The 25,342-nt window shown below is 70.9% G+C and carries 27 protein-coding genes and 1 pseudogene; 19 read left to right on the top strand and 9 right to left on the bottom strand.

Annotation, left to right across the window (positions count from 1 at the left end; genetic code table 11):
* Positions 1-22 precede the first annotated feature (22 nt).
* Entirely contained in the window at positions 23-907 is an 885-nt protein-coding gene (locus H7I41_RS24400; RefSeq protein ID WP_264015200.1) for a hypothetical protein, read from the top strand.
* Between the two features lie 206 nt (positions 908-1,113).
* A complete protein-coding gene (locus tag H7I41_RS24395) occupies positions 1,114-2,820 on the top strand; it encodes a DEAD/DEAH box helicase (RefSeq protein WP_264015199.1) in 1,707 nt (568 codons plus the stop codon).
* Positions 2,821-2,823: 3 nt separating this feature from the next.
* On the opposite strand, the gene H7I41_RS24390 is transcribed toward H7I41_RS24395, so the two are convergent.
* From H7I41_RS24390 to H7I41_RS24380, 3 genes are read right to left on the bottom strand one after another with little or no spacing between them, the layout of a single operon-like run.
* On the bottom strand, positions 2,824-3,639 hold the full coding sequence (locus H7I41_RS24390) for an HAD-IIA family hydrolase (protein ID WP_264015198.1): 816 nt from the start codon (positions 3,637-3,639) through the stop codon (positions 2,824-2,826).
* 27 nt (positions 3,640-3,666) lie between these two features.
* Positions 3,667-5,157: a PH domain-containing protein gene (locus H7I41_RS24385; RefSeq protein WP_372503799.1), complete on the bottom strand. Its 1,491-nt coding sequence runs from the start codon at positions 5,155-5,157 to the stop codon at positions 3,667-3,669.
* Positions 5,154-5,660 carry a PH domain-containing protein gene (locus H7I41_RS24380; protein ID WP_264015197.1) on the bottom strand — a complete coding sequence of 169 codons (507 nt, stop codon included), beginning with the start codon at positions 5,658-5,660 and terminating at the stop codon, positions 5,154-5,156. Before H7I41_RS24380 ends, H7I41_RS24385 begins: the two co-directional genes overlap by 4 nt.
* A 40-nt stretch (positions 5,661-5,700) precedes the next feature.
* Between H7I41_RS24380 and H7I41_RS24375 the strand changes: the two genes are divergently transcribed.
* The 6 genes from H7I41_RS24375 to H7I41_RS24350 all read left to right on the top strand — a co-directional run bounded on the left by H7I41_RS24375 (position 5,701) and on the right by H7I41_RS24350 (position 12,229).
* Entirely contained in the window at positions 5,701-6,621 is a 921-nt protein-coding gene (locus H7I41_RS24375; RefSeq protein WP_264015196.1) for an SDR family NAD(P)-dependent oxidoreductase, read from the top strand.
* Positions 6,622-6,627: 6 nt separating this feature from the next.
* A complete protein-coding gene (gene moeA / locus H7I41_RS24370) occupies positions 6,628-7,833 on the top strand; it encodes a molybdopterin molybdotransferase MoeA (protein ID WP_264015195.1) in 1,206 nt (401 codons plus the stop codon).
* Positions 7,834-7,907: 74 nt separating this feature from the next.
* Positions 7,908-8,615 (top strand): phosphatidylserine decarboxylase, encoded by a 708-nt coding sequence (locus H7I41_RS24365; RefSeq protein WP_264015194.1) that lies wholly within the window; start codon positions 7,908-7,910, stop codon positions 8,613-8,615.
* A complete protein-coding gene (pssA, locus tag H7I41_RS24360) occupies positions 8,612-9,478 on the top strand; it encodes a CDP-diacylglycerol--serine O-phosphatidyltransferase (RefSeq protein WP_264015193.1) in 867 nt (288 codons plus the stop codon). Before H7I41_RS24365 ends, pssA begins: the two co-directional genes overlap by 4 nt.
* Position 9,479: 1 nt before the next feature.
* Positions 9,480-11,702, top strand: coding sequence for an AAA family ATPase (locus H7I41_RS24355; RefSeq protein WP_264015192.1), 2,223 nt, complete (start codon positions 9,480-9,482; stop codon positions 11,700-11,702).
* A gap of 89 nt (positions 11,703-11,791) precedes the next feature.
* Positions 11,792-12,229, top strand: a complete 438-nt coding sequence (locus H7I41_RS24350; RefSeq protein WP_264015191.1) for a DUF1707 domain-containing protein — start codon at positions 11,792-11,794, stop codon at positions 12,227-12,229.
* Here H7I41_RS24350 and H7I41_RS24345 read toward each other — a convergent pair.
* Complete coding sequence (locus H7I41_RS24345) at positions 12,197-12,802, bottom strand: TetR/AcrR family transcriptional regulator (RefSeq protein ID WP_264015190.1); 606 nt, start codon at positions 12,800-12,802, stop codon at positions 12,197-12,199. The genes H7I41_RS24350 and H7I41_RS24345 overlap by 33 nt on opposite strands.
* A gap of 21 nt (positions 12,803-12,823) precedes the next feature.
* Between H7I41_RS24345 and H7I41_RS24340 the strand changes: the two genes are divergently transcribed.
* The 8 genes from H7I41_RS24340 to H7I41_RS24305 all read left to right on the top strand — a co-directional run bounded on the left by H7I41_RS24340 (position 12,824) and on the right by H7I41_RS24305 (position 20,553).
* Positions 12,824-13,219: a hypothetical protein gene (locus H7I41_RS24340; RefSeq protein ID WP_264015189.1), complete on the top strand. Its 396-nt coding sequence runs from the start codon at positions 12,824-12,826 to the stop codon at positions 13,217-13,219.
* 158 nt (positions 13,220-13,377) lie between these two features.
* The gene (locus tag H7I41_RS24335) at positions 13,378-16,281 is read left to right on the top strand and encodes a Na+/H+ antiporter subunit A (protein ID WP_264015188.1); all 2,904 of its coding nucleotides are present in this window, start codon (positions 13,378-13,380) and stop codon (positions 16,279-16,281) included.
* On the top strand, positions 16,278-16,751 hold the full coding sequence (locus H7I41_RS24330; RefSeq protein ID WP_264015187.1) for a Na(+)/H(+) antiporter subunit C: 474 nt from the start codon (positions 16,278-16,280) through the stop codon (positions 16,749-16,751). The genes H7I41_RS24335 and H7I41_RS24330 overlap by 4 nt, the downstream gene beginning before the upstream one ends.
* Positions 16,748-18,346, top strand: a complete 1,599-nt coding sequence (locus tag H7I41_RS24325; protein ID WP_264015186.1) for a Na+/H+ antiporter subunit D — start codon at positions 16,748-16,750, stop codon at positions 18,344-18,346. Before H7I41_RS24330 ends, H7I41_RS24325 begins: the two co-directional genes overlap by 4 nt.
* A gap of 29 nt (positions 18,347-18,375) precedes the next feature.
* A complete protein-coding gene (locus H7I41_RS24320) occupies positions 18,376-18,930 on the top strand; it encodes a Na+/H+ antiporter subunit E (RefSeq protein WP_264015212.1) in 555 nt (184 codons plus the stop codon).
* 66 nt (positions 18,931-18,996) lie between these two features.
* Complete coding sequence (locus H7I41_RS24315) at positions 18,997-19,272, top strand: monovalent cation/H+ antiporter complex subunit F (protein WP_264015185.1); 276 nt, start codon at positions 18,997-18,999, stop codon at positions 19,270-19,272.
* Complete coding sequence (gene mnhG / locus H7I41_RS24310) at positions 19,269-19,646, top strand: monovalent cation/H(+) antiporter subunit G (RefSeq protein ID WP_264015184.1); 378 nt, start codon at positions 19,269-19,271, stop codon at positions 19,644-19,646. The genes H7I41_RS24315 and mnhG overlap by 4 nt, the downstream gene beginning before the upstream one ends.
* Complete coding sequence (locus H7I41_RS24305; RefSeq protein ID WP_264015183.1) at positions 19,627-20,553, top strand: SAM-dependent methyltransferase; 927 nt, start codon at positions 19,627-19,629, stop codon at positions 20,551-20,553. Before mnhG ends, H7I41_RS24305 begins: the two co-directional genes overlap by 20 nt.
* Before the next feature lie 3 nt (positions 20,554-20,556).
* On the opposite strand, the gene H7I41_RS24300 is transcribed toward H7I41_RS24305, so the two are convergent.
* The 5 genes from H7I41_RS24300 to napA are packed head-to-tail and all read right to left on the bottom strand — an operon-like array spanning position 20,557 to position 23,847.
* On the bottom strand, positions 20,557-21,186 hold the full coding sequence (locus H7I41_RS24300) for an LON peptidase substrate-binding domain-containing protein (RefSeq protein ID WP_264015182.1): 630 nt from the start codon (positions 21,184-21,186) through the stop codon (positions 20,557-20,559).
* A 9-nt stretch (positions 21,187-21,195) separates the two neighbouring features.
* Positions 21,196-22,326, bottom strand: a complete 1,131-nt coding sequence (locus H7I41_RS24295) for a glutamate--cysteine ligase (protein WP_264015181.1) — start codon at positions 22,324-22,326, stop codon at positions 21,196-21,198.
* Positions 22,304-23,023, bottom strand: coding sequence for a superoxide dismutase[Cu-Zn] (sodC, locus tag H7I41_RS24290; protein ID WP_264015180.1), 720 nt, complete (start codon positions 23,021-23,023; stop codon positions 22,304-22,306). Before sodC ends, H7I41_RS24295 begins: the two co-directional genes overlap by 23 nt.
* Before the next feature lie 10 nt (positions 23,024-23,033).
* Entirely contained in the window at positions 23,034-23,498 is a 465-nt protein-coding gene (locus tag H7I41_RS24285; protein ID WP_264015179.1) for a LytR C-terminal domain-containing protein, read from the bottom strand.
* A 40-nt stretch (positions 23,499-23,538) separates the two neighbouring features.
* Positions 23,539-23,847: a nucleoid-associated protein NapA gene (gene napA / locus H7I41_RS24280; RefSeq protein ID WP_264015178.1), complete on the bottom strand. Its 309-nt coding sequence runs from the start codon at positions 23,845-23,847 to the stop codon at positions 23,539-23,541.
* Positions 23,848-23,998: 151 nt separating this feature from the next.
* On the opposite strand from napA, the gene H7I41_RS24275 reads away from it, so the two are divergent.
* The 3 genes and pseudogenes from H7I41_RS24275 to H7I41_RS30480 form a co-directional block, all read left to right on the top strand.
* Complete coding sequence (locus H7I41_RS24275) at positions 23,999-24,592, top strand: peptide deformylase (RefSeq protein ID WP_264015177.1); 594 nt, start codon at positions 23,999-24,001, stop codon at positions 24,590-24,592.
* 7 nt (positions 24,593-24,599) lie between these two features.
* A pseudogene (locus H7I41_RS24270) lies at positions 24,600-25,217 on the top strand (GNAT family N-acetyltransferase, cg3035/Rv0428c family); the annotation flags it as partial.
* 25 nt (positions 25,218-25,242) lie between these two features.
* Positions 25,243-25,342 (top strand): GNAT family N-acetyltransferase, cg3035/Rv0428c family (locus H7I41_RS30480; RefSeq protein WP_443735566.1); only part of this gene is annotated, 100 nt, incomplete at its 3' end.

Below are 25,342 nucleotides of genomic sequence, written 5' to 3'. Positions count from 1 at the left end.
GGCGGCGGCCCTCGCAGGCTGCGTGACGTCCGACGAGAGTTCGGCGGCGCAGCGAATCGCAGACGCGATCCGCCCGTTGCCCGGGGTGGCCGCGGTCGACAACGACTACCGGAAGACCTTCACCCACGGCGAGAACTTCGACCTCACCGTCGAGCTCGCCCCGGACGCCACCGTGGATCAGGCCCAGCGCGTCGCCCGGACCTTCGTCGCCGAATCCGAAGGTGTGGGGTTCGACGTCCACTACGTCCAGCTGAGCATGGTCGCCGTCAAGGGTGACCTGACGCTCCGCCCGCTCAGCGGCGAAGGCGAGCCGCCCGAAGACACCGATTCGCCGGTGGCGCTGTTCTTCGACGGGATGGCGGCCGCGGCTGTCGAAGAAGTGTCGATGCAGCCCGGGTCCAACATCCCGGGGCTCGGCTACGGCGTGGACATCTACCTGCGCCAACCGGTGGACACCAGGGCGGCGGTCGAGCTGCAGCGCAAGCATCCTGGACTTGCCGGCGCCGACTGGACGCTGCGCAACCCACCGGCCGAATCGCATCGAAGCCCGAACACCTACGTCTCGACGGGTGTGGTCCCGGATGACGTCACCCAGCAGGTGTGGACCGAGGTGGTCCGGCTCGTCGACACCCACTCGGTGCACGGGGAAGACGGGCCCGGCCGCGCGACACCCGAACGGGTGACGTCATTCGAGGTCACGATCATCCCCGCCGACGACGACACCCTGCTGCGGTTCGGCGAGCCGATCGCCGCGGCCCTGACCCGGCTGGACCGGCCGGTGGAACTCACCATGGACGGGGCCGGCGACTACATCCGGATCACCGTCGGCGGGTGCCGCCGCCACGATCCGGGCCACCGCCCTTCGCGGGGCGAGGCGAAGTTGGCCCAGATCCACGAACGGTGCTGATGACGGCGGGCATGGTCGTTTGCTCCGCGGAATGGCCCGGCGCCCCGTAGGCGGAGAGATCGCCGCGGCCGGCCGCTCCGGGGCGCGGACCGCCCAGCGCCGCGCCTGCCCAGCGGACACGCCCGGCCACCGCGGCGCGCGCTGCGGATGTGCGCCGCCGGAATCCGTTGTAATAGACTGCCCCTCGATCGGTGAGGAGACCTTGGGTGCGGGCATACGCAGCGCCCGACACCCAGGCCTTGCGTGGCTGGCAGCGTCGGGCATTGGTGAAGTATCTCGGCGCCAAGCCACGCGATTTCCTGGCGGTGGCCACCCCCGGTGCAGGTAAGACGGCGTTTGCCCTGCGGATCGCCGGGGAACTGCTGGCCGACGGCACCGTCGACCGGATCACCGTGGTGGTCCCCACCGAACACCTCAAGGTCCAGTGGGCTGCGGCCGCCGCCCGCGTCGGCATCTCGCTCGACCCGCGGTTCAGCAACTCCGCGGCGCAGCACTCGTCGGAGTTCCACGGCGTGGTGGTCACCTATGCGCAGGTGGCCAGCCACCCGTCCCGGCACCGCGTCCGCACGGAGAACTACCGCACCCTGGTGGTGTTCGACGAGATCCACCACGGCGGCGACGCGAAGAGCTGGGGCGAGGCGATCCGCGAGGCGTTCGACGACGCGACGCGCAGACTTGCGCTCACCGGCACGCCGTTCCGCAGCGACGACTCCCCCATCCCGTTCGTCCGGTACGAGCACGGCCCCGACGGGTTCGCGCGCTCGCAGGCCGACCACACCTACGGGTACTCCGACGCGCTGGCCGACGGCGTCGTGCGGCCGGTGGTGTTCCTGGCCTACTCCGGCGAGTCACGCTGGCGCGACAGCGCCGGCGAGGAGCACTCGGCCCGGCTCGGCGAACCGCTGAGCGCCGAGCAGACCGCCCGCGCCTGGCGCACCGCGCTCAACCCGGCGGGCGAATGGATGCCCGCCGTCATCGCCGCGGCCGACCGGCGGCTGGAGCAGAAGCGCCGGCACGTGCCGGACGCCGGCGGCATGATCATCGCCTCCGACCAGACCGCCGCGCGCGCCTACGCCGAGCTGCTGACCCGGCTCACCGGCGAGGCGCCGACGATCGTGCTGTCGGACGATCCGGGCTCCTCGGACCGGATCAGCCAGTTCTCGGCGGGTACCAGTCGCTGGCTGGTCGCGGTGCGGATGGTGTCGGAGGGCGTCGACGTCCCCCGCCTCGCCGTCGGCGTGTACGCGACGAGCGCGTCGACCCCGCTGTTCTTCGCGCAGGTGATCGGGCGCTTCGTACGGTCGCGCAAACCCGGCGAGACCGCCAGCGTCTTCCTGCCGTCGGTGCCCAACCTGCTGCTGCTGGCCAGCGAGATGGAGGCGCAGCGCAACCACGTCCTCGGCAAGCCGCACCGCGAGGAAGAGGGCCTCGACGACGCCCTGCTCGAGGACGCCAACAAGGCCAAGGACGAGCCCGGCGATCTGGACAACGGCTACGAGATGCTCGGCGCCGACGCCGAACTCGACCAGGTGATCTTCGACGGCTCGTCATTCGGCACCGCGACACCCGCGGGCAGTGAGGAGGAGGCCGACTACCTCGGCATCCCGGGCCTGCTCGATGCGACACAGATGCGAGACCTGTTGAGCCGCAGGCAGGAAGAGCAGCTGACCAAGCGGACCGCGTCGGGCGCCGCCGCCGCCGAGCCGGCCCTGACGCGCGCCACCCACGGCCAGATCCGGGAACTGCGCCGCGAGCTCAACGCCCTGGTGTCCATCGCCCATCACCGCACCGGCAAGCCACACGGCTGGATCCACAACGAATTGCGCAGGCTGTGCGGAGGACCTCCGGTGGCCGCGGCCACCACCGATCAGCTCAAGGAACGCATCGAGGCGGTCCGCACCCTCAAGGCCTGATCGCTACAGCCCGAGCAGCGGCGGCAGGTCGGCGACCGAGTCGATCACGTGGTTGGGCTGCATCGCGAATTCGTCTGCGGCCCAGCGGTCGAGCGTGTCCTGGCGGAACTTGCCCGTGCGCACCAGCACTCCCGTCATGCCGACCACCTGGGCCGCCAGGACGTCGTTGTTGAGGTCGTCGCCGACCATGTACATCTCATCGGGATCGACGCCGAGCCTGCGCGCCGCGGCCAGGAAGCCCTCGGGCGCCGGCTTGCCGACGGCCGTGGCCTTGCGGCCCGACGTCTCCTCCATGCCGAGCAGATACATGCCGGTGTCGATGCGCAGGCCCTCGGTGGTGTTCCACGACGTGCTGCGGTGCATCGCCACCACCGGCACACCCTGGGCCATCCAGTCGTACACCCAGCTGAGGGTGAGGTGGTTGTACTCGCGGCCCGCACCGCCCAGCAGCACGACGTCGGGCCGGTCGGGCGTGCCGCCGTCGTCGAACTCGTCGGAGTACACCAGGTCGACACCCGGCATGTCCTCGCCGATCCGGCCGCTGTTCACCAGGAAGCACTGCGCTCCGGGATACCGCTCCCGGACGTACTCCGCGGTGAGGACCGCGGCGGTGATCACCTCGTCGGCGGTGACGTCCATGCCCGCGCCGGACAGCAGTTCGGCGATCTGCCTGCGAGTCCTGGTGGTCGTGTTGGTCAGGTACGACCGTGCGATCTGGTTGTCCGCCAGCGACCTCAGCGTGTCGGCGGCTCCGGCGATCGGCTGCCATGACGTCACCAGGACGCCATCGATGTCGAACAGCACTCCACCGACGGCCATGCTGGAAGACAGTAAACGGCGAATGCTTCAGCGCAACTCGGGCCCGGCTCCCGTGCGCGCCCATCCGGTGCCTGTGAGCCACGGCGACACCGCGGCGGCGACCGACCACGCCGCCCCGGCGGGCACGTCGACCACCCGGTAGGCCTTCACCCCCGCGGCGGTCGCGGCGACCAGCGTGGCGACCCCGGCGCGCCGCTGGAACCAGGACTGCCGCACCGTCCAGCCGACGACGCCGGCGCCGTCGACACAGTCCCGCCGCCGCTCGAGGCTGCCCGAACGGGCGACCAGCCAGCCGTCGTCGACGCGGTGGCCCAGCGACCGCGACCGGTCCGCCGCGAGCAGTGCGCAGCACACGGTGAAAACCGCCCACACCGGCCACACCCAAAGAGGCATCGAGACAACGAAACTCGTAGAACCCATGACGATGGCCAGCAGTGCGGGACCGATCAGCGCACGCGTCCAGCGTCGCCGGGTGGCCGCCGGGCCGTGCGCACGCAGCGCGCCGGTGACGGCGTCGGGATGGTCGATCAGGTCCGTGAGCACCGACCGCGCCGTGTCCGCCGGGCAGGGCGGCAGCAGCAGCGACGACTCGCCCGCGCCGTCGACGCCGGTCATCACCGCGTCCAGCCGGGCGCCGCCGAACATCCGCACCAGCAGCGGCTCCCGCAGGGTGCCGCCCCGCAGCCGGCGCATGTCGTAGGTGTGCTCACGCACCCGCACCACACCGTGCACGAGGTGCAGCACGTCTCCGTCACGGCGAAGCACGAGGTTGCCGTAGGTCGTCAACGACCTCAGCACCGACAGCACCACCGACGCGACCACCACCGCCAGCACGACGACCGTCACACTGGCCGCCACCCCCGCGCGCTCCGCGGCGTCCAGACCGGAGCGCACCAGCCCCGAATCCTGCACTCGCACCCCGTATCCCACCTGGTACACCAGCCCGAACGCGGCGGCGATCATCGCCAGGCCGGTGAAGCTGAGCGGGCTGTACCGCAGCCACGACGGCTGCCACCGGGCGAGCACCCGCACCGGCGGCGCCGGGTCCTGCTCGGTGTCCCCGCCTGCGCCGGCCAGCGAGTCGGCCAGCAGCACCGCCCGCAGCCGTGGCACCTCGCCCGCCTCGACCGCGTCAAGGGCGAACGCCGCGTCACCGCGGGCCTCCTGACCGGTGCTCAGCCGCAGCACCGTCAGCCCGAACACCCGGTGCAGCAGCCGGGCGTCCGTCGACACCGAACGAATCCTGTTGCGCGGCACGGACAGCACGTTGCGCTGCAGCACCCCGGCGCGCAACTGGACCTCGTCGGCGTCGATCCGGTAGGTGGTGGTGAACCACCGCGCGACGCCGTAGCCGACGGTCGCCACCAGTGCTGCGACCGCCCACAGCGGGTTGCCGGTCGCCGAACCCAGCACCACCGAACCGATCAGCACCGGCACCTGACGCACCACCTCGTGCACGGGATGCACCAGGAGCATCCGCGGGCTCAGCCGCTGCCACACGGGCGCGGGCGCGGTCACGTGGCGTCCTGCTCGCCGAGTGCGGCGATGTCGGTCAGCTGCGCCACGACGCGGTCGGCAACGTCGGAGTCGAGCGCGACGATGTGCACCGCTCCCGCCGAGGACGCCGTCGTCACCGTCACGTTGGCCAGACCGAACAACCGGTCGAGCGGACCGCGCTGGGTGTCGACCGTCTGCACCCGCGAGATCGGCGCTATCCGGCGCTCCTGCATCAGCCACCCGGTTCGGGTGTGAACCGCCCGGGAATCGATCTCCCAGCGGTGCACCCGGTAGCGCCACATCGGCGCGATGCCGACGAACACCACCACACCAACCGCCGGAACCGCCAGCACCAGCCACGACACCCACGCTGGGCGCGGGTCGAGTGCCAGCCAGACCAGCAGCCCGGCCAGCAGAGCCAGCCACGGCACAGCGGCGCCGATCGCCCACACCAGCGGCGCCTTGCGGCTGGGCGGGTTGGCCGGATCGGCGAGCGTCACGGTCTGGCGGGGCGCACCGTTCATCCTTCGAGCATGACCGATCGGCGTGGGTAGGGTTTCGATCATGAGTGCTGACACGAAGTGGGGCGCGGGCGACGTGCCGGACCAGACCGGGCGCGTCGCCGTGATCACCGGCTCCAACACCGGGATCGGTTACGAGGCCGCCGCCGTGCTGGCCGCCCGCGGCGCGCACGTGGTGCTGGCCGTGCGCAACCTCGACAAGGGCAAGGCGGCCGTCGACCGGATCACCGCGGCGACGCCGCACGCCGACGTCACGCTGCAGCAGCTGGACCTGACGTCGCTGGACAGCGTCCGGCGGGCCGCCGACGACCTGCGTGCCGAGTACTCCCGCATCGACCTGCTGATCAACAACGCAGGCGTGATGACGACGCCGAAGGCCACCACGTCCGACGGCTTCGAGCTGCAGTTCGGCACCAACCACCTCGGCCACTTCGCACTCACCGGGCAGGTGCTCGACAACATGCTGCCCGTCGAGGGGTCGCGGGTGGTGACGATCAGCAGCAACGGCCACCGCTTCGGCTCGATCAACTTCGACGACCTGCAGTCCGAGCGCGGCTACAACCGGCTGCGCGCCTACGGCCAGGCCAAGCTCGCCAACCTGCTGTTCACCTATGAGCTCAACCGACGGCTGTCGAAGAAGGGCGCGCCGACCATCGCCGTCGCCGCACATCCCGGCAGCTCCAACACCGAGTTGACGCGCAACCTGCCCGGCGTGATCCGCGGGCCCGTCGAGCTGGTCTGGCGCCAGATCGCCCAGGACGCCGCCGGTGGGGCACTGCCCACGCTGCGCGCGGCCACCGACCCGCAGGTGCGCGGCGGCGAGTACTACGGCCCGGACGGCATCGGCGAGCAGCGCGGGCACCCGAAGCTGGTGCAGTCCAACAGGAAGTCCCACGACGAGGACGTGGCGCGGCGGCTCTGGACGGTGTCCGGAGAGCTTACCGGCGTCACGTTCCCGGTGTAGCCGCCGATGCGCTCCGTCTCCGAACACCAGAGCGTGGTCGCCGGCCTGATCGCCGCCCGGCCGTCCGTCACCGTGCCGGTGACCGAGGCGCTCGGGCTGGTGCTGGCCGCCGACGTCGTCGCGCCGCTGTCACTGCCCGGCTTCGACAACTCCGCCATGGACGGCTACGCCGTGCTGGCCGACGACGTCGCGGGGGCGAGCGCCGAGCACCCGGTGCGGCTCCCGGTCGCCGCCGACATCCCGGCCGGCCGGACCGATCCGCTGACCCTGGCGCCGGGCACCGTGCACCGCATCATGACGGGGGCGCCGCTGCCGTCGGGCGCCACCGCGGTCGTCCCGGTCGAGGCCACCGACGGCGACTTCACCGCCATCCCCGACACCGTGGAGATCCGGATCGCACCCCGGCCCGGCCAGCACGTCCGCCGCGCCGGCGAAGACGTCACCGCGGGCACCACCGTCCTCACGGCGGGCCAGCCGGTCACCCCGGCCGCGCTCGGGCTCGCCGCAGCGCTGGGTCTCGGCGAACTCACCGTGGTGCCGCGGCCCCGCGTGCTCGTCATGTCGACGGGCACCGAGCTCGTCGCACCCGGCACGCCCCTGCTGCCCGGCCAGATCTACGAGTCCAACGCGGTGATGCTGGCGGCGGCCGTGCGCGACGCCGGCGGCGAGGTGGTGGCGGCGCCGATGACCGGTGACGACGTCACGGCCTTCCACGACACGCTGGCCCGCTACGCCGGGCAGGCCGATCTCATCATCACCACCGGCGGGGTGAGTGCCGGCGCCTACGAGGTGGTCAAGGACGCGCTCGCCGCGACGGTCGAGTTCGTCAAGGTCGCGATGCAGCCGGGCATGCCGCAGGGCGCCGGGCGCGTCGGCGGCACGCCGATCGTCACCCTGCCGGGCAACCCGGTGAGCGCGCTGGTGTCGTTCGAGGTGTTCCTGCGTTCGCCGCTGCGGGCGGCGATGGGCGCCACGCAGCCGCAACGGCCCCGGCGCGCGGCCGTGCTCACCGAGGACCTCACCTCCCCGCGCGGCAAGCGGCAGTTCCGCCGCGGTGTGCTCGACGCCGATGCGGGCACCGTCACCAGCTACGGCCCGCCCGCGTCCCACCACCTGCGATGGCTCGCCTCGGCCAACTGCCTGCTGGAGATCGGCGAGGACATCACCGAACTCCCGGCGGGGTCGACGGTCGCGGTATGGGATCTGAGCTAGCCGGATCTGAGCTAGCCGGGTTCTGAGACAGCTGGCCGGATTCTCGACACCGTCCGCACGTAGAATCCACCCCGATGGCCAGACGCCCAAGAACCGAAGAGCTCCAATCCGGCCCCGAGCGGTTGATGGCCCTGGTCCGGACAACCGTTCCGCCGGTGCACCCGGCAGGCCTGCCGTTCATCGGCGCCGGTCTCGCGCTGGCGGCCGCCGGTCGCCGGAACCGCTGGCTGCGGGGCGCGGGTCTGGTCGCTGCGGGCGCCAACGCCGCGTTCTTCCGGCATCCGCCGCGGGTGCCACCGACGCGCCCGGGCGCGATCGTCGCCCCGGCCGACGGGCTGATCTGCCTGGTCGAGGACGTCGAACCGCCCGCAGAACTGGGGCTGCCCGCGCGTCCCCTTCCGCGGGTCAGCATCTTCCTGTCGATCTTCGACGCCCACGTGCAGCGCGTCCCGATCAGCGGCGAGGTGACCTCGGTGGTGCACCGGCCGGGGCTGTTCGTCTCGGCCGAACTCGAGGCCGCCAGCGAGGACAACGAGCGCAACAGCCTCGTCATCCGGACGGAGTCGGGCGCCCAGGTGATCGCCGTGCAGATCGCCGGCCTGGTCGCGCGGCGCATCGTCTGCGACGCCAAGGCCGGCGACAAGGTTGCGATCGGCGACACCTACGGGTTGATCCGCTACGGCTCCCGCCTCGACACCTACCTGCCGGAGGGCTCCGAGGTGCTGGTGCTGCCCGGCCAGCGCGCCGTCGGCGGGGAGACGATCCTCGCGGAGCTGCCGTGATCAAGCCCAGGGTGAAGCGTCCCGTCGTGAGCCTGCGCATGCTGCCCAGCGCGATGACGGTGGCCGCGATCTGCCTGGGGCTGTCAGCGGTGAAGTTCGCGCTCGACGACCGTCCGACCGAGGCGATGGCGTTCCTGGCCGTGGCTGCCATCCTCGACGCCCTCGACGGCCGCACGGCGCGGCTGCTCAACGCCACCTCGAAGATGGGCGAGGAGATCGACTCGCTGGCCGACGCGGTGAACTTCGGTGTGGCGCCGGCCTTCATCGTCTACGGCACGCTGCTGTCGCAGTCGCGAATCGGGTGGATCGTGGTGCTGTTGTATGCGGTCTGCATCGTGCTGCGGCTGGCCCGGTTCAACGCGATGCTCGCCGAGGATCAACCGGGTTACATGAAGGAATTCTTCGTCGGCATGCCCGCGCCGGCCGCGGCCATCGGCGCGATCGGCCCGCTGGCGGCCAAGATGCAGTTCGGCGAGGGCTGGTGGACCTCGGAACCCGCCGTCGTCATCTGGATGATCGGGGTGTCGCTGCTGGCGGTCAGCAGCATCCCGATGCGCAAGGTGCACACGTTCGCCATACCGCCGAGCGCGGTGGTGCCGCTGCTGGTGCTGCTGGCGCTCGGGGTCGCCGCGTCGATCCTCTACGGCTACCTCGTGCTGATGGCGATCATCCTGGCCTACGTCATCCACATCCCGTTCGCGATCCGCAGCAGCCGATGGGTGGCCGCCCATCCCGAGGCGTGGGACGACAAACCGAGGCAACGCCGTGCCACCCGGCGGGCCACCCGCCGGGCCACCCGCCGGGCCCAGCCGTACCGGCGCTCGGTGGCGCGCCTCGGACTGCGCAGACCTCCGGACCGGTGACATGACCGGGACCGAGTTCGCCGAAGACGACTACGCGCTCACCCATCTGCGACTCACCGCCAGGCTGAATACCTCGGCACTGGACAACCGCCGCGGTGTGGTCCGGTTGCATCCCGAAGCCATTGCCGCCCTTGGCCTGCGCGAGTGGGACGCCGTCGCCCTCACGGGTGCCAGGACCACCGCGGCGGTGGTCGGGGTGGCCCCGCCGGGCACGCCGACCGGCACCGCCCTGCTCGACGACGTCACGTTGTCCAACGCCGGCCTGCGGGAGACCAGCACCGTGATCGTCGCACCGGTGACGGTGTACGGCGCACGATCGGTGACGGTGTCGGGCTCCAGGCTGGCCACCCAGTCGATCTCGTCGGCCACCCTGCGCCAGGCGCTGCTCGGCAAGGTGATGACGGTGGGCGACACGGTGTCGCTGCTGCCGCGCGACCTGGGACCGGGCACCTCGACCTCGGCGGCCACGTCGGCGCTGGCCTCGTCGGTCGGCATCACCTGGACGTCGGAACTGCTCACCGTCACCGGTGTCGATCCGGCCGGACCTGTGAGCGTGCAACCCAATTCGGTGGTCAGCTGGGGTGACGGCACCGTGTCGGTGTCGGACCGCGGAAGCGCAGGCGTGGACAGCAGTGTCGGCCAGGCCACCGTCACCACGCCGTCGCAGCGGCCGTCTGTCAGCGCGGACGATCTCAAAGGTGTGCACAGCCAGGTGAGCCGGCTGACCGAATGGCTCAAGCTCTCGCTCGACGAACCCGAACTGCTGCAGACCCTCGGCGCCGCCGCCAATCTCGGTGTGCTGGTGTCGGGTCCGGCAGGTGTCGGCAAGGCGACGATGGTGCGGGTGGTGTGCGCCGACCGCAGGCTGGTCGAACTCGACGGCCCCGAGGTGGGCGCGCTGCATGCCGAGGACCGGCTGCGCAGCGTCTCCGCCGCCGTGGAGACGGTCCGCGACGGCGGCGGCGTCCTGCTGATCACCGACATCGACGCGCTGCTGCCCTCGACCGCGGAACCGGTCGCCACCCTGATCCTGACCGAACTGCGTTCGGCCGTCGCGACTTCCGGTGTCGCATTTGTCGCGACGACGGCCATGCCGGACGGCGTCGACCCCCGGCTGCGCGGGCCCGACCTGTGCGACCGTGAGCTCGGCGTAAGCCTGCCCGACGGGGCGACCCGCAAAGCGCTGCTGGAGGTGCTGCTGCGCGACGTGCCCGCGGGTGAGCTGCAGCTCGACGAGATCGCCGGGCGGACACCGGGTTTCGTCGTCGCCGATCTGTGCGCCCTGGTCCGCGAGGCGGCACTGCGGGCGGCCGCGCGGGCGAGCACCGAAGGCACCGCGCCCGCACTCGTGCAGGAGGACCTGACCGGAGCGCTCAGCGTGATTCGCCCGCTGTCGCGCTCCTCCACCGAAGAGGTGGCGGTGGGGTCGGTGACCCTGGAGGACGTCGGCGACATGGTCGCGACCAAGCAGGCGCTCACCGAGGCGGTGCTGTGGCCGCTGCAGCATCCTGACACCTTCGCCCGGCTCGGGGTCGAACCGCCGCGCGGTGTGCTGCTCTACGGTCCGCCCGGGTGCGGGAAGACGTTCGTGGTGCGGGCGCTGGCGAGCTCGGGCCGGCTCTCGGTGCACGCCGTCAAGGGCGCGGAGTTGATGGACAAGTGGGTGGGCGCCTCGGAGAAGGCGGTGCGCGAGCTCTTCCGGCGGGCGCGCGACTCCGCGCCGTCGCTGGTGTTCCTCGACGAGATCGACGCGCTGGCGCCGCGGCGCGGGCAGAGCTTCGACTCCGGTGTCACCGACCGGGTGGTGGCCGCGCTGCTCACCGAACTCGACGGCATCGAACCGATGAACGACGTCGTCGTGCTCGGCGCCACCAACCGGCCCGACCTCATCGACCCGGCGCTCCTGCGACCCGGCCGGCTGGAGCGGCTGGTGTTCGTCGAACCCCCCGACGCCGAGGCCAGGCGCGAGATCCTGCGCACCTCGGGCAAGTCGATCCCGCTGGCCGAGGACGTCGACCTCGACGCGCTGGCAGACGACCTCAACGGCTACAGCGCGGCCGACTGTGTGGCGCTGCTGCGCGAGGCGGCGCTGACCGCGATGCGACGCTCGATCGACGCCGCTGACGTCACCGCCGCCGATGTGGCCGCCGCGCGCGCGACGGTGCGGCCGTCGCTGGACCCGGTGCAGGTGGAGTCGCTGCGCGCGTTCTCCGAGAACCGCTGACGCCGCTTACATCTTGACAGTGCCTAGTTACCGGAGCAGACTCGGGCCCATCCGAACTAGCCGCTGACAAGTTTGATGGGAGCGCAGTCATGACCGCCCCGGACACCACCACCACCCGCGCCGGCGACCGCGAGCGTGAGAAGACGGCCACCGACCTCGGGCTCGCACTCTCGCAGGGCTACCTCGACATGGCGGACTACGAACGCCGGGTGCAGTCGGCGTTCGCCGCGGGCACCCGTGAGGAGCTCCGCGTGCTGACCGCCGACCTGCCCGTGCCCCATCTGCGCCGCAACGATCCGCGGCGGCGCGAGGCCCACATGAGGGCGGCCCGGCGCGGCGCCGCCATTCACGTCGCCGCCTACCTCGCGGGCGCGCTGCTGATGCTGGGCATCTGGCTCGCCGTCGGCCTGAGCGGCGGCGGATGGTACTTCTGGCCGGTCTGGCCGATCATGGGCTGGGGCATCGGAGTGGTCAGCCACACCCTGTCGGTCCGGTCAGGATCCACCTGCGGGTCGATGCGCCGCTAACAGCGCCCGCACCGCCACTGCCAGGTCGTCGGCCAGCCACGAGGGCAGGCGGTCATCGCGGGCGTGGCGCCGAATGACGGCGTAGGGCAGGTCGACGACCGCCCGGGTCACCACATCGAGACATCGGTCGCCGCCCTCGTCGCCGTAGAGCCGCCGGGTGACGTCGTGCAGCCGATCGATCAGCGGGGCGTTCATCGCCGCGAGCGTCTCCTGCAGCGAGAGATCCGGATCGCCGTCGACCAGGTCGCCGGGGCGCAATGCCAGTAGCAGGCGGGCGTCGTCCGGCAGGTCGCCGGCGAACTCGACGGCCGCCACGGCCATGGCCACCGCCTCGTCCACCGGATCGTCGGCGGCCGCCGCCAGCACCCGGCCCTGGAATCGCTCGAGCGCCCGCAGCCAGGCGGCCGTCACCACCCCGTTGCGGTTGCCGAAGCGGTGATACAGCGTGCCGGCGGGGGCGCCGCTGACCTTGGCGATCGCGGCCACGCTGGCCGCACGCGGACCCTCGGTGAGGATCAGCCCGCGCGTCGCGTCGAGTATGGCGTCGGTCTCATGCTTCCGCGGAGGTGCCACGATCTAGTATGGTCCTTTTATATGGAACGATTGCCTTATATCGATGAGCATGCCATATCTATCGCCGCTTACCGGGCCACCTGCTGGACGGCCCTGCTGTCCGTGATGTGCCGCGACCGCCGCGACCCGTCGAGCGTCCCGCCCGGCTTCCACCTCGAATCGGCCACGCCGCCCGACCGGTTCGTCCTGCACGGTCGCCACCCCTTCGCGGTGTACCGGCTCGTGTTCGAACTCACCGACGACGGGGCCGGCCGCACCCGCGTGGCCGCGCAGACCTTCGCGGCGTTCCCCGGCGCCGCGGGAACGGTGTACCGGGCGATCGTCATCGGCACCGGCGGCCACGGCGTCGTCGTGCGAAGAATGCTCGGCCGGATCGCCGCGCTCGCCGAGCGGAATGCGGAGCGGGCCGTTCCGTAGGGGTGCGAGCAGCTCACCGGGCATCCGTAGAATGAGTGCGGACGGGCTGTTCCCACCACCGATGCGTTTCGCGCCGAGCGTGCATCCGAGCGGCTGACACCCACGATCTGATCTTCGCCAGTCGGCTCACCGCCGACCCGACGAGACCACGGAGTGCCTTGCTTGCCATTCTGATCGCCCACGCGGCGGCGACCGCCATCGCACCCGTCCTCGTGGCACGATTCGGCAGGCTCGCGTTCTACCCGCTGGCGCTGGTCCCCCTCACGTCGCTGGTGTGGGTGGCGACGAACTGGCCGTCACCGGGTGACGTCAAGACCGTCGACCTGGTCTGGCTGCCCGAACTGTCGATGAACATCACCCTGCGATTCGACACCCTCGCGGCGATCATGAGCGTGCTGGTGCTCGGCATCGGCGCTCTCGTGCTGCTCTACTGCGCCGAGTACTTCCACCACCACGACGGCCACACCGAGAAGCGACTGCCGAGCTTCGCCGCCGAGATGGTGGCTTTCGCCGGCGCGATGTTCGGTCTGGTGACGAGCGACAACATGCTGGTGCTCTACGTGTTCTGGGAGATCACCACCGTGCTGTCGTTCCTGCTGGTCGGGCACTACGCCGAACGTGCCACCAGCAGGCGGGCCGCCACGCAGGCACTGCTGGTGACCACCCTCGGCGGGCTGGCGATGCTGGCGGGCATCGTCGTGCTGGGCAACCTCGCGGGCACCTACCGGCTCTCCGAACTCGTCGTCGCGCCACCGACCGGAGTGGCGGCAGGCGTCGGCGTCGCCCTGGTTCTCGTTGGCGCGCTGTCGAAGTCGGCGATCGTCCCGCTGCACTTCTGGCTGCCGGGCGCCATGGCGGCGCCCACCCCGGTGAGCGCCTACCTGCACGCGGCGGCGATGGTGAAGGCCGGCGTGTACCTGGTGGCGCGGCTGACGCCGGGCTTCGCCGACTCACCGGTCTGGCGGCCGATGGTGGTGACACTCGGCCTGGCGACGATGCTGCTCGCCGGCTGGCGGGCGGTGCGCGAGTACGACCTCAAGCTGATCCTCGCCTTCGGCACGGTCAGTCAGCTCGGCCTGATCACCGTGATGGTCGGCGCCGGCGGGCGCGACATGATGCTGGCCGGGCTGGCCATGCTCGTCGCGCACGCAATATTCAAGGCCGCGCTGTTCATGGTGGTCGGCGCCATCGACCACGCCACCGGCACCCGCGACATCCGGCGGCTCGCATGGCTCGGCGAGGCCAGCCGGCCACTGCTGGTCATCGCCGTCGGGGCCACGGCGAGCATGGCGGCGCTGCCACCCTTCCTCGGCTTCATCGCCAAAGAAGCCGACTTCGAAACCGTCTCGCACAGCGCGTCACTCGGCGTCGCGGCGCCGGTCGTGCTGGCGGGCATCGTGTTCGGCTCGGTGTTCACCACGATCTACAGCCTGCGATTCCTGTGGGGCGCGTTCGCGCGCAAGGGCCTGTCCCAACCCAGCGTCCGCGTCGCCGAGATACATCGGCTGCCCGCGACTTTCCTGGTCTCGCCGGCGATCCTGGCGGCGGCGGGGTTGCTGTTCGGGCTGTGGCCCGCACCGCTGGACACGGTGCTCGACGACTACGCCGCCACGGTGCCCGGCGGTCAGCACTACGAGCTCGCACTCTGGCACGGGCTGAATCTGCCTCTGCTGCTGTCGGTTCTGGTCATCGCGGCGGGCACCGCGGCCTTCTTCGGCCGCCACCGCCTGCGGCGGGCCCGCACCCCGTACCTGCCGCTGGGCAACGCCGACCACGTGTACGACTCCTTCATCCGCGGACTCGACGTGTTCTCGGTGCGGCTGACCGCGGTGACGCAGCGCGGATCGATACCCGCCACGCAGGCGGTGATCCTGTCGACACTCGTGGTGCTGCCTGCGGCGGTGCTGGCGTTCGGTGCTCGCGACCGGCCGGAGTTCCGGCTGTGGGATTCCCCGGTGCAGGTGGTGGTGGGCCTGCTGATGATCGCGGCGGCGCTTGGCGCGGTGGTGATGCGCAACCGACTGGCCGCGGTGCTGCTCATCGGGGTGACCGGTTACGGCTGCGGCGCGATCTTTGCCTTCCACGGCGCTCCCGACCTCGCCCTCACCCAGTTCCTGGTCGAGACGCTGGTGCTGGTGATCTTCGTGCTGGTGCTCCGCTCGCTGCCCGCCGAGGCGGACCAGGCCGACATCGGCCGATTCCGGCTGCCGCGGGCCGTGCTGTCACTGGCCGTCGGCGCGACCGTCACCTCGCTCGCCGTCTTCGCGATGGCGGCCCGCAGCGGCGCGGGCATCGCCGAACTGCTGCCCGACGCCGCGTACTACCGCGGGCACGGCGCCAACACCGTCAACGTGCTGCTGGTCGACATCCGCGCATGGGACACGATGGGCGAGATCTCGGTGCTGCTGGTCGCCGCGACCGGGGTGGCGTCGCTGGTGTTCCGGCACCGGCGGTTCGGCGCCGCACCCCGGGTGTCCGACGCCGGCCAGCCCGACATCGGCCCCGTCGGCACCTACGCCAACTCCCCCGCGGCCGGTGAGGTGACGTGGCTGCGCGGCAGTGAACTCCGCGACCCGCGGCACCGCTCGCTGGTGCTCGAGGTGGCGACCAGGGTGATCTTCCCGCTCATCATGGTGCTGTCGGCGTACTTCTTCTTCGCCGGCCACAACACTCCCGGCGGCGGCTTCGCGGGCGGGCTCACCGCGGGGCTGGCGCTGGTGCTGCGCTACCTGGCCGGCGGCCGCTACGAACTCGGCGAGACGCTGCCGCTGGACGCCGGGAAGATCCTCGGCGTCGGGCTCGGACTGTCCGCGGGCACCGCCGTGGCCTCGCTGCTGCTCGGCGCACCGGTGCTGTCCTCGGCCGTCGTCGAGTTCGACGTCCCGGTGCTCGGCACCGTCAAGTTCGTCACGGCGCTGTTCTTCGACCTCGGCGTGTACCTCATCGTCGTCGGCCTGGTGCTCGACGTGCTGCGCAGCCTCGGTGCACGGGTCGACACGGAGATGGCCGAACCACGAACCGGTGGCCGGCCTGCCGTCGAGACCGGGACGGTGACCCGATGACCACCTACCTGATCCCGCTCATCCTCGTCGGAGCCCTCACCAGCGCGGGCGTCTACCTGCTGCTGGAGCGCAGCCTGACCCGAATGTTGTTGGGGCTGCTGCTGATCGGCAATGCGGTGAATCTGCTGATCCTGATGGTCGGCGGGCCGTCGGGCAATCCGCCGGTGCGCGGCCGCACCAGCAACGGCGAGACCACCACGGCCGATCCCCTGGCCCAGGGCATGATCCTCACCGCGATCGTCATCAGCATGGGCATCGCCGCGTTCGTCCTGGCGCTGGCCTACCGGTCCTTCCGGCTGACCACCGCCGAAGAGGTGGGCAACGACCCCGAGGACACCCGGGTGTCCCGGCTGTCCGCCATGGACGCCACCCCCGTCGACGAGGACCGACCACCAGAACCGGACACCGGCAAGGACACCGACCTGCCCGACGAGCTCGACGCCCTTCCCGGCCAGGAGGGTTCGCGATGACCCTCTCCACCGTGCTGACCCCGCTGCCGGTGCTGATCCCGACACTGGCCGCGGCACCGACGCTGTTCGCGGGCCGCACCCCCCGGCTGCAGCGCGCCATCACCCTCGTCGCGCTGATCGCCGTTGTCGCGGTGTGCGCCGTGCTGCTGTACCTGACGGACCGGGACGGCACCCTCGCGCTGCAGGTCGGCGGCTGGGGCCAGAGCGTGCCGGGCATGGGACCGCTCGGCATCACCCTGGTGGTGGACCGGCTCTCGGCGCTGATGCTGGTGGTGTCGTCGATCGTGCTGCTGGCGGTGGTCTGCTACGCCATCGGACAGGGCATCCGCGACGGCGACGACCGCCAGCCGGTGTCGATCTTCTTGCCGACCTATCTCGTGCTGTCGGCGGGCGTGTGCACCGCCTTCCTGGCCGGTGACCTGTTCAACCTGTTCGTCGGCTTCGAGGTGCTGCTGTCCGCGAGCTTCGTGCTGCTGACCATCGGGTCCAGCGCCGAACGCGTCCGCGCCGGCATCGCCTACGTGATGGTGTCGATGGTCTCGTCGCTGATCTTCCTCATCGGCATCGCACTGGTCTACGCCGCCACCGGCACACTGAACATGGCCGAGCTGGGCGTGCGCCTCGACGAGGTCGCGCCGGGCACCCGCACCGCGCTGTTCGCGGTCCTGCTCGTCGCGTTCGGCATCAAGGCCGCGGTGTTCCCGCTGTCGACCTGGCTGCCGGACTCCTACCCCACCGCACCGGCGCCCGTCACCGCCGTGTTCGCCGGACTGCTCACCAAAGTCGGTGTGTACGCGATCATCCGGGCGCACTCCCTGCTCTTCCCCGGCGGTGGCCTGGACGCGGTGCTGCTGGTGGCCGCACTCATGACGATGGTGATCGGCATCCTCGGCGCCATCGCGCAGAGCGACATCAAGCGGCTGCTGTCCTTCACCCTGGTCAGCCACATCGGTTACATGGTGTTCGGCATCGCGCTGTCGAACGAACTCGGCATGTCCGGCGCCATCTACTACGTGGCGCACCACATCCTGGTGCAGACCACCCTGTTCCTGGTGGTCGGGCTGATCGAACGGCAGGCAGGCGCGTCGACCATGCAGCGGCTCGGCGGACTCGCGGCCGCCAGCCCACTTCTGGCCTTCGTCTGGGTGGTGCCCGCGCTCAATCTCGGTGGTATTCCGCCGTTCTCGGGTTTCATCGGCAAGGTGGCACTGATGGAGGCCGGCGCCGCCAACGGTTCCGTGCTGGCCTGGTTCCTCGTCGGCGGCGGCGTGCTCACCAGCCTGCTGACGCTGTACGTGGTGGCCCGGGTGTGGACCAAGGCGTTCTGGCGAGCCCGGGTCGACGCCCCGGAGGGCCATCTGTCCGCGGCCGTCCCGGCGGCGCTGCTCGTCGCGGACGAAGACATCGAGTACGCCGACCGGGCGCACGTCGGCCGGATGCCGATCGGCATGCTGCTGCCGACGGGCGCGCTGATCGCGGTCGGCCTGATGCTGACGGTGGCGGCGGGACCGATCTTCGCCTACAGCGTGCGCGCGGCCGACCAGGTGCTCGACCGCGAGCAGTACATCACCGCCGTCGTCGGGGAGCGGCCATGACCGGCGACAGCGTGCGGAGCAGGTGGCCGATGCGGCGGATCGCCCTTCGGGCGTGGGTGCTGTGCTGGCTGGTGCTGGTGTGGATCTTCCTGTGGGGCACCTTCTCCGCGGCCAACGTCGTCAGCGGGCTGGCCGTGGCGCTGGTGATCACGGTGCTGCTGCCGCTGCCGCCGGTGCCCGTCGAGGGCCGGATCCATCTGCTCTCGGTGCTCCGCCTGATCGCGACCGTCGCCTACTACCTGGTGCTGTCCTCGGTGCAGGTGGCGTGGCTGGCGGTCAAGCCGGGCCCGCCACCGCTGACGGCCGTGCTGCGCGCGCACCTCGCACTCAAGTCCGACCTCGTGCTGGCGCTGGCCGTCAACATCATGAACCTGACGCCGGGCAACATCGTGCTCGAGATCGACCAGGCCCGCCGGATGATCTACGTGCACGTCATCGACGTGGGTTCCGACCGCGCCCTGGCCCGGTTCTACCGCCAGGTCGACCAGTTCCAGCGGTTGCTCATCGCGGCGTTCGAACGCGATGCGGACTGGCGGCCCTCGGCCCATCCGGTGGACGCTGTGGAGGAGGAGGCAGACAAGTGACTTCCCAGCGAGAAGCGAAGGCGGATCGCGCATGACTTTCCAGCGAGAAGCGAAGGCGGATCGCGCATGACGTACGTGTGGATCGTCGCCGCGGTGATGCTCAGCGCCGCCGCGGCCATCGTGATGTTCCGGCTGCTGGCCGGCCCGAGCACCTTGGACCGGCTGGTCGCGCTCGACACCCTGGTCGCCGTCACGATGTGCGCGATCGGCACGTGGGCGGCGTTCAGCCTCGACACCACCGTCACCTACAGCCTCACCGCGCTGGCGCTCATCAGCTTCGTCGGGTCGGTGAGCGTGGCGAGGTTCCGGGTGCCCGACGTCGAGAAGCGGAGGACCCGGTGAGCAGTCCCGACATCCCCGACGTGGTCGCCGCCGTCCTGGTGCTGGGCGGGTCGACGCTGGCGCTGACCGCAGCGATCGGCGTCGTCCGGTTCCCCGACACACTGTCGCGGATGCACGCCGCGACCAAGCCCCAGGTGCTGGGGCTGCTGCTGGTGCTGACGGGCGCCGCGATCCGGCTGCGGGGCAACGTCGATGTCGGCATGGTGATCCTGACCGGCCTGTTCACCATCATCACCGCTCCCGTGGTGGCCAACCGCGTCGGCCAGCTGGCCTACCGCGAGCAGAACATCCGCGATGACCTGTTGACCAGGGACGAGATGCATGAGTTCGCGGCCGATGGGGAACACCGTGCGCATGGCAAGGACGGACTCTGACACCTGGAGCATCACCGAAGGCGTCGGTCCCACCGCGCTGGGGGTGGCGATGGCCCGGGCCGGTGAATCCTCGGCCGGCTGCCCGCTGTTCGACGATCCGTTCGCGCAGGTGTTCATCGACGCCGCGGTCGCCCTCGGCTGGGAGCTACCGACGGGGGCGATGGCCGAGAGGATCCGCGCGGTGTCGGGGTACGCGGCGTCGCGTACCAAGTGGTTCGACGAGTTCTTCATCGCCGCGGGAGCACACGGTGTCGAGCAGTCGGTGATCCTCGGCGCCGGCCTGGACTCGCGCGCCTGGCGGATGCCGTGGGTGAGCGGCAGCGTGGTGTACGAGATCGACCAGCCCCAGGTGCTCGAGTTCAAGTTGGACGTGTTGCGTGCCCACGGCGCCGAACCGAATGCGCGGTATGTCCCGGTGCCCGTCGATCTCCGGCAAGACTGGCCGAAGGCGTTGCGCGACGCGGGTTTCGACGCCACCCAGCCGGCAGCGTGGTCGGCCGAGGGGCTGCTGCCCTACCTCCCGGCGGAGGGCCAGGACCGGTTGTTCGCACAGATCATCGAGATGGCCGTGCCGAGCAGCCGCATCGCGGTCGAGTCGTTCGGCGCCGCGTTCTTCGACCCGGCGAACCTCGCCGCCCGGCGTGAGCAACTCCGACGGCTCCGCGAGGACTCCGGCGACGACGGTCCGGACATCGAGGACCTGTGGTTCGTCGAGGAGCGCACCGACGTCGCGCAGTGGCTGACCGCGCAGGGCTGGGAGGTCACCTCGATCGACGCCCGCCGGCTGATGGACCGCTACGACCGGTGCACTCCCGACGACGCCGAGGACGCCTTTCCCAACACCGTGTTCGTCGACGCGAGGCTCAGTTCCGCGGCGTCGACGGGGCCCATCGCGGCGATCGCCTAGGGACTACTCCGAGAGCTGGAACTCGACCCGGGCGGTCACCGTGTCCACGGCATCGCTCAAAGCGTCCAGTCGCGTCGCCGGGCCGGGCGCGGCCAGCACCGCGTACCGGTCGGCAGGACCCATCGGCAGGCGGTTGGCCAACGCGTACAAGCGCTTCGGCACGTCGGGTTCGGTGCGGGCGAGCAGCCCGTCGCGGTCGCGGATTTCTCCGCCGCGGGCGGCCGCGATCCGCTCGAAGAGCGCGATGATGCGGTTCTCCACATCGGCGAGCCGGGCCGGATCGACCCCGGCATCGGGCTCGTCGGGCCACGGTTCGACGTCGGCCCGCGGATACGGATCGTCGTCGAGCCACTCGGTGACCCGGATTCGTTCACCCAGTGGGCAATTCATCCGGTAGCGGCCCTCACCGGTCGCGGCGCACTCGGCGATGCGAGCCAGCACACCCACCCGGCTGCGCCGGTCCCCGCCGCCCACTTCGCGCCCGGCCTCGATCAGCACCACCCCGAACACCGGGTCGTCGGCGGCCAGGCAGTCCCGGACCAGCGCGGCGTACCGCGGCTCGAAGATCCGAAGCGGCAACTCCTCGCCGGGCAGCATCGCCACTTCGAGCGGGAACATCGGCGTGACGCTCATGGGTCCAACCTATAGTTCGAGCTCGCCGACGATGGCGTCGACGACCGCGCGCAGGTCGCCGTCGGTCTCCTCGGCCACCCGGCGCTGCCGCTGGTAGGACGCGCCAAGCCGGTGGATCTCACTGACCGAGCCCAACTCGTCGACGCAGCCCAGGGACTTCGCCACCGGTTGCAGCCGGTCCACCAGGTTGTCGAGGTCCTCGGTGACCAGCCGCTCGTTGCTGTCGGCATCGAGGATGATGATGGCGTCCAGGCCGTACCGCGCGGCGCGCCACTTGTTCTCCTGCACGTGCCACGGCGGCATCATCGGGAGTTCCTCGCCGGCGTCGAGCCTGCGGTCGAGGTCGACGATCAGACAGTGGGTGAGCGCCACCAGCGCGCTCAGCTCCCGCAGATTCGACACCCCGTCGCACACCCGCACCTCGACCGTGCCCAGATGCGGCGACGGCCGGATGTCCCAGCGGACCTCGTTGATGTGGTCGATGATCCCGGTCTTCTTCTGGTCGTGGACGAAGCCCTCGAACTCCGACCACTGCCGGAACTGGAACGGCAGCCCCGCCGTCGGCAGCTGCTGGAACATCATCGCCCGGTTGCTCGCGTAGCCGGTGTCCTCACCGTCCCAGAACGGCGACGACGCAGACAGCGCCAGCAGGTGCGGGAACTGGTTGAGCAGCGAGGAGATGATCGGCATCACCTTGTGCGCCGACGACACCCCGACGTGGACGTGCACCCCCCAGATCACCATCTGACGGCCCCACCACTGCGTGCGCTTGATCAGCTCGGCGTACCGCGGCGCATCGGTGAGCTGGGCCGCCGACCACTTCGCGAACGGGTGGGTGCCCGCGCTGAACAGGTTCATCCCGCGGTCGCGCACCACCTGCTGCGCCGTGACCAGGCTGCCGCGCAGGTCGTCCATCGCCTCCGGCACGGAATTGCAGACGCCCGTGACGATTTCGACGGTGTTGCGCAGCAGCTCCTTGTGCACCTTCGGGTTCTCGCCGATCTCGGCGATCACCGCGGCGGCCTCGTTGCTCAGGTCACGGGTGACGGCGTCGACGAGCGCGAATTCCCATTCGACACCGAGCGTCGGGCGGTAGGACCCGGCGAAGTCGATACGGCTACTGCGCGGGAGCGATGACACCGCAGGCCACCCGGCCGCCGGCGTCACCGGTCGCCAGCGTCTGCTGGTCGGGACCCGGCGTGCCATTGACCTGCTGATACTTCTCCGGCGGGATGTTCGCGAAGTTGTCGGCCTTCTCGTGGATGATGATCGCCGTCTTCTGGCCGGCCTGCAGCTGCTCGGCGGTGAACGCGTCGGTGGTGGTCACCAGCATCGCCGAACCGTCCTCGCGCACCTGCAGCGAGCTCAGGTCACCGCTCGCCGGGTGCGTGGTGTGGCCGGGCACCTGGAAGTGCCCGCCCGCGGAGTTGAAGTTGGCCGGCGCGCCGCCGGTGGGAGCCACCGAGTCGGCCTCGCACTTGCCGACCGAGTGGATGTGCATGCCGTGGAACCCCGGCGCCAGCTGTCCGGATGCGGTGGTCCGCACGGTGACCGTCGCGTAGCCGCCGGTGAAGTCGATGTCGGCGGTGGCCACCGTGGTGCCGTCCGGCGTCCGCAACTCGGCGGCCAGTTTCTCGCCGCCTCCTTCGCCACCACCTTCACCGCCACCCTGGCCTTCGCCCTGCTCTTCGCCCGGCGCGGCGGACGGAGACGGCGAGCCGGTCCACACCGACGGCGTGGTGCCGGGAGTGGTGGACGCCTGCTCGGGATTGCTGCAGGCGCTCAAAGCAAGGGCGGGAACGGCGAACAGGGCGGCGACGGTGGCGGACTTGCGCATGGCCACGAGCCTAACCGGTGACCGCCACGATCACGCCTGGTGGTTGGTCGGCGAGCGCGGGCGTGCGCGGCTCGACCGGCGCCTCGAGTAGCTTGCCCACTTCGTCGGCGCCTTCGCGTTCGCCCGGCGCTTCGCCGAAGTACACCGTGGTGGCGGTGACGCCGTCGAGCGTGAGGTTGCCGGTGTCGGCGACGTTCCAGTCGGCTTCGCGCAGCCGGGTGGCCACTCCTTCCGCCGCGCCGGCCACCTCGGAGATGTTGTAGACGCGGACCTCGGGTCGCGCGGCCGGAGCCTCCGACGACGCGGGGGCCGCGGTGGTGGTGGATACGGCGGACGCCACGGGCGCGTCGTCGTCGCCGGAGTCGTCACCCGAGCCCATCGCCTGGAAACCGACCAGCAGGAAGACCACACCGAGGAACAGCAGCACCATGACCATGGCCCGCAGCGGCAGCCCGGAACTTTCTCGCTGGTTCATCGCGCCCACTCTAACGAGTGCGCCTGCGCCGACCGACCGCTCAGGTGACTTCGAAGCCGAGCCTGCGCGCCGCGCGGGCCTTCTGCCTGCTGGCGCGCAGCCTGCGCAGGCGCTTGACCAGCATCGGATCCGCGGCGAGCGCCTCCGGCCGGTCCACCAGCGCGTTGAGCACCTGGTAGTAGCGGGTCGCCGACATGGAGAACAGCTCCCGGATGGCGTCTTCCTTGCTGCCGGCGTACTTCCACCACTGGCGTTCGAAGGCCAGGATGTCGTGCTCGCGCCGGGAGAGTCCTTCGGGGAGATCAGAGTCATCGCCGGAAGGCTCAGTACGCGCGATAGCGCCGTCCATATTGCTCCTCGGACCTTTCCGACCTGAAAAGAATGACATCCCTGTAGTTCGCGCTCATTCAATCACGGGTTGCTGGGTTGCGACGTCATCAATGCGGGCGAGTCGGCTGGTGCGTCGTGCGGACAAAGGTCGCCGACTTAAGCTCTCCCGCATGGCCGTCGTACCCATCCGGATAGTAGGAGACCCCGTCCTGCGCACCGCGACCACTCCCGTGCCCGTCGGTCCCGACGGTTCATTGCCCGCAGATCTGGCGGATCTGATCACCGACCTGTACGAGACGATGGACGCGGCGTACGGAGTGGGCCTGGCCGCCAACCAGATCGGCGTCTCGAAGCGGGTCTTCGTCTACGACTGCGCCGACGCCCGCGGCCGAACCACCCGTCGCCGCGGCGTCGTCGTCAACCCGGTGCTCGAGACCTCCGAGGTGCCCGAGACGATGCCCGATCCCGACGACGACGAAGAGGGCTGCCTGTCGGTGCCCGGCGAGCAGTTCCCCACCGGCCGCGCGGAATGGGCCCGCGTCACCGGACTCGACGCCGACGGCACCCCGATCACTCTCGAGGGCACCGGCCTGTTCGCCCGGATGCTGCAGCACGAGACCGGGCACCTCGACGGGTACCTCTATCTCGACCGGCTCGTCGGCCGGCATGCCCGTGCGGCCAAACGGGCCGTCAAGTCCAACGGCTGGGGTGTCGACGGCCTGAGCTGGCTGCCCGGCGAGGACCCCGACCCCTTCGGTCACTGAGCCGTCCGTGCCGGAACTGCCGCCCACGGGCACCAGGGTCAGCCTGCGCTACCGGCTGCCGCCGGGCTCCTCGCCGCCGCTGACCGATGTGGTCGGTCATCTGATCGCGATCGGTCCGACCCTGCGCGTGCGCACGAAACGGGGAGACGAGGTGGACGTCGCCGCCGCCGACGTGGTGGCGGTCAAGGCGCTCGCCGACGCACCCGTGCGCACCGCCGACATCCGCAACCTCGAACACGCCGCCGCCGGCGCCTGGCCGGGGCGCCGTCAGGAGTGGCTCGACGGGTGGCTGCTGCGCGAGGCGGGCGGCCACACGCACCGCGGCAACTCCGCGCTGCCGCTGCTGGCCGGCGCCGACCTGCGCGCGCTGCCCGGCATCGTCGAGTGGTACACCGAGCGCGGACTGACGCCGTGGCTCTCGGTGCCCGACCGGCTGGTGCGGCTACCTGCGTCGGCGCCCACCCACATCGAGTCGCTCGTGATGACGCGTGCGCTCCCGGCCGGCGGGCACCCCGCGGCGATTGACCTGTCATCGCATCCGGATGACCGGTGGCTGCAGATATATCAGCGCGACGTGCCCGTCGACGTGTTGACCGCGGTGCTCGACGGCGAGGTGACGTTCGGCCGTCTCGGCGACGCCGCCGTCGGGCGTGCCGCCGTCACCTCGGCGCCCGACGGACGGCGAGGTGACGTTCGGCCGTCTCGGCGACGCCGCCGTCGGGCGTGCCGCCGTCACCTCGGCGCCCGACG

The sequence above is a fragment of the [Mycobacterium] manitobense genome (assembly GCF_025821665.1).
Lineage (GTDB): Bacteria > Actinomycetota > Actinomycetes > Mycobacteriales > Mycobacteriaceae > Mycobacterium > Mycobacterium arseniciresistens.
This window is presented reverse-complemented; position numbering and strand designations above follow the sequence as displayed.

Bases quoted from the DNA above. Each gene is read 5' to 3' on its own strand.
- H7I41_RS24375 (WP_264015196.1), top strand. From the start codon at position 5,701: ATGAGTGCTGACACGAAGTGGGGCGCGGGCGACGTGCCGGACCAGACC.
- H7I41_RS24325 (WP_264015186.1), top strand. From the start codon at position 16,748: ATGACCCTCTCCACCGTGCTGACCCCGCTGCCGGTGCTGATCCCGACA.
- H7I41_RS24355 (WP_264015192.1), top strand. From the start codon at position 9,480: ATGACCGGGACCGAGTTCGCCGAAGACGACTACGCGCTCACCCATCTG.
- H7I41_RS24275 (WP_264015177.1), top strand. From the start codon at position 23,999: ATGGCCGTCGTACCCATCCGGATAGTAGGAGACCCCGTCCTGCGCACC.
- H7I41_RS24380 (WP_264015197.1), bottom strand. From the start codon at position 5,660: ATGAACGGTGCGCCCCGCCAGACCGTGACGCTCGCCGATCCGGCCAAC.
- H7I41_RS24365 (WP_264015194.1), top strand. From the start codon at position 7,908: ATGGCCAGACGCCCAAGAACCGAAGAGCTCCAATCCGGCCCCGAGCGG.
- moeA (WP_264015195.1), top strand. From the start codon at position 6,628: ATGCGCTCCGTCTCCGAACACCAGAGCGTGGTCGCCGGCCTGATCGCC.
- H7I41_RS24390 (WP_264015198.1), bottom strand. From the start codon at position 3,639: ATGGCCGTCGGTGGAGTGCTGTTCGACATCGATGGCGTCCTGGTGACG.
- H7I41_RS24315 (WP_264015185.1), top strand. From the start codon at position 18,997: ATGACGTACGTGTGGATCGTCGCCGCGGTGATGCTCAGCGCCGCCGCG.
- napA (WP_264015178.1), bottom strand. From the start codon at position 23,847: ATGGACGGCGCTATCGCGCGTACTGAGCCTTCCGGCGATGACTCTGAT.
- H7I41_RS24350 (WP_264015191.1), top strand. From the start codon at position 11,792: ATGACCGCCCCGGACACCACCACCACCCGCGCCGGCGACCGCGAGCGT.
- H7I41_RS24330 (WP_264015187.1), top strand. From the start codon at position 16,278: ATGACCACCTACCTGATCCCGCTCATCCTCGTCGGAGCCCTCACCAGC.
- sodC (WP_264015180.1), bottom strand. From the start codon at position 23,023: ATGCGCAAGTCCGCCACCGTCGCCGCCCTGTTCGCCGTTCCCGCCCTT.
- H7I41_RS24320 (WP_264015212.1), top strand. From the start codon at position 18,376: ATGCGGCGGATCGCCCTTCGGGCGTGGGTGCTGTGCTGGCTGGTGCTG.
- H7I41_RS24300 (WP_264015182.1), bottom strand. From the start codon at position 21,186: ATGAGCGTCACGCCGATGTTCCCGCTCGAAGTGGCGATGCTGCCCGGC.
- H7I41_RS24285 (WP_264015179.1), bottom strand. From the start codon at position 23,498: ATGAACCAGCGAGAAAGTTCCGGGCTGCCGCTGCGGGCCATGGTCATG.
- H7I41_RS24305 (WP_264015183.1), top strand. From the start codon at position 19,627: ATGGCAAGGACGGACTCTGACACCTGGAGCATCACCGAAGGCGTCGGT.
- H7I41_RS24340 (WP_264015189.1), top strand. From the start codon at position 12,824: ATGGAACGATTGCCTTATATCGATGAGCATGCCATATCTATCGCCGCT.